Source organism: Reyranella sp. (assembly GCF_036558665.1).
Taxonomy (GTDB): domain Bacteria; phylum Pseudomonadota; class Alphaproteobacteria; order Reyranellales; family Reyranellaceae; genus Reyranella.
This window is the reverse complement of sequence record NZ_DATBFE010000164.1, coordinates 1-2,005: the sequence shown is the minus strand read 5'-3', so window position 1 is coordinate 2,005 and position 2,005 is coordinate 1. Positions and strand designations below refer to the sequence as shown.

The following is a 2,005-nucleotide window of genomic DNA, read 5'->3' as shown; positions in this document are numbered from 1 at the left end:
GCCAACAGAGCCGCCAACACCATCCACGGTAATCGCGAGACTCGTTAGGCCGATCGCTAATGAACCGCTGGCGCTGGCGCGAGCCCGCGTCAGCGCGGGCATTGTAATGCGGTTTTGGGTAGTCATCGGCGCCACCTACGTTTGCTCGACAGTACGGTACGGCTGGTCCATCGTCAGGGGCCGTTGATATTTGCGTCTGTTTTCATGACTCGCTTTCTTGATAGTCCTGAGCGTTGGCTCAAGCGCGCCGAAAGGGCGCGAATGACGGCGATGAAGTTGCCCCGGTTTGGTGGACACCCGAACATTTGTGTTCCAGGAGTCCACGATGTCGAAGACGAGACCACCATACACACCTGAGTTCCGCCGGCAGATCATCGAGCTGGTGCGGGCCGGCCGCTCGCCGGACGAACTGGCCAAAGAGTTTGAACCGACGGCGCAGTCGATCCGCAATTGGGTGGCGCAGGCCGAGCGCGATGCCGGCCGGCGCGACGATGGGCTGAGCAGCGCCGAGCGTGATGAGCTCAGCCGGCTGCGACGCGAGAACCGGCAGCTGCGGCTGGAGCGTGACATCCTCTCAAAAGCCGCGGCCTGGTTCGCTCGGGAGACGAACACGATCCCGTCGAAGGATTCCGGTTCGTGAGCGCGTACCGGGCCGTCTATCCGATCGCCACCATGTGCCGCGTCCTGGGTGTCTCCCCCAGCGGCTACTATGCGTGGACGAAGCGACCACCGTCACGGCGTGCAGCGAGCGACGGCGCGCTGACTGAGAGCATCCGTGCGGCGCACGCGGCCTCGCACGGTACCTACGGCGCCCCGCGCATTCAGGTCGATCTGGCGGATGCGGGTGTCGGCGTGAGCCGCAAGCGCATCGCCCGGTTGATGCGCCTGGCCGGGCTTGCCGGCGTCAGCCGCCGCAAGTTCACCCTCACCACACGGCGCGACGGCGGCCGTCAGGCGCCTGACCTGGTGGCGCGCGACTTCACGGCGAAGCGACCGGACCAGCTGTGGGTGGCCGACATAACGTATATCCCGACCTGGGCCGGCTTCCTCTATCTGGCGGTCGTCCTCGATGCCTGCAGCCGCCGCATCGTCGGCTGGTCGATGGCGCCGAGCCTCGCCACGCAACTGGTGCTCGACGCTCTCGACATGGCGCTCACGACCCGTCGGCCGAAGGGCGTGATCCATCATTCCGACCAGGGCTCGCAGTACACATCGATCGCCTTCGGCACGCGTTGCCGCGAGGCCGGCGTGCGGCCCTCGATGGGATCGGTCGGCGACGCCTACGACAACGCGATGGCGGAGAGCTTCTTCGCCACGCTCGAATGCGAGCTGCTCGACAGGCGCCGGTTCAAGACGCAGGCTGAAGCGCGCATCGCCGTATTCACGTTCATCGAGAGTTTCTATAATTCGCGCCGGCGTCATTCCGGCATCGGCTATCTCTCGCCCGTCGCCTACGAGAAACAGATCTTCGATCCCGCCGCACGCGATCCTGCCCTCGTGCTCGCGCCTGTCGAGGTGCGGCCTGGAAGCAGCGACGCCAGCTTCACTACCGCGGTGCCGGCCGACCTCGACCGCCGCTCGACACGAGGGCCACTGCACAGTGCAGGCCGGGACGAAAAGATGGTCTCGGCCGAACAAAAAGATCGACCACAGGGAGGCGCCATGCCGTCAGACCTGACACCCTGATCCCAAGCCCTCAACCGTCCACCAAACTGGGGCAAGTCCACAATACTACGAGCGCACCTGGGATGCGCCGAGCCATGCCGCGCTGAATGCAGCCCTCAATGTGCTTGAGGCGCAGGCCCAGTTCGATGGTCCGCAGCGCAAGCTCTCGATCCGCCTCGCCGAGCAGGACGGCCTGATCTACCTCGATCTGGCGGATGAGTTTTGGCGTTGCGTTGAAATCGGCGCCAATGGATGGCGGATCGCCGAGGACCCCCCGGTCAGGTTCCGCCGCAGTGCCGGCATGCAGCCCCTTCCGCTCCCGGTGCGGGGTAGATCAATT

Annotated in this window: 2 pseudogenes; both read left to right on the top strand. The window is 65.3% G+C overall.

Annotation, left to right across the window (positions count from 1 at the left end):
* Window positions 1–325: 325 nt before the first annotated feature.
* Window positions 326–1,464 (top strand): annotated as a pseudogene (locus VH499_RS23690) (IS3 family transposase); the annotation flags it as partial.
* 322 nt (window positions 1,465–1,786) lie between these two features.
* Window positions 1,787–2,005: pseudogene (locus tag VH499_RS23685) on the top strand (hypothetical protein); the annotation flags it as partial.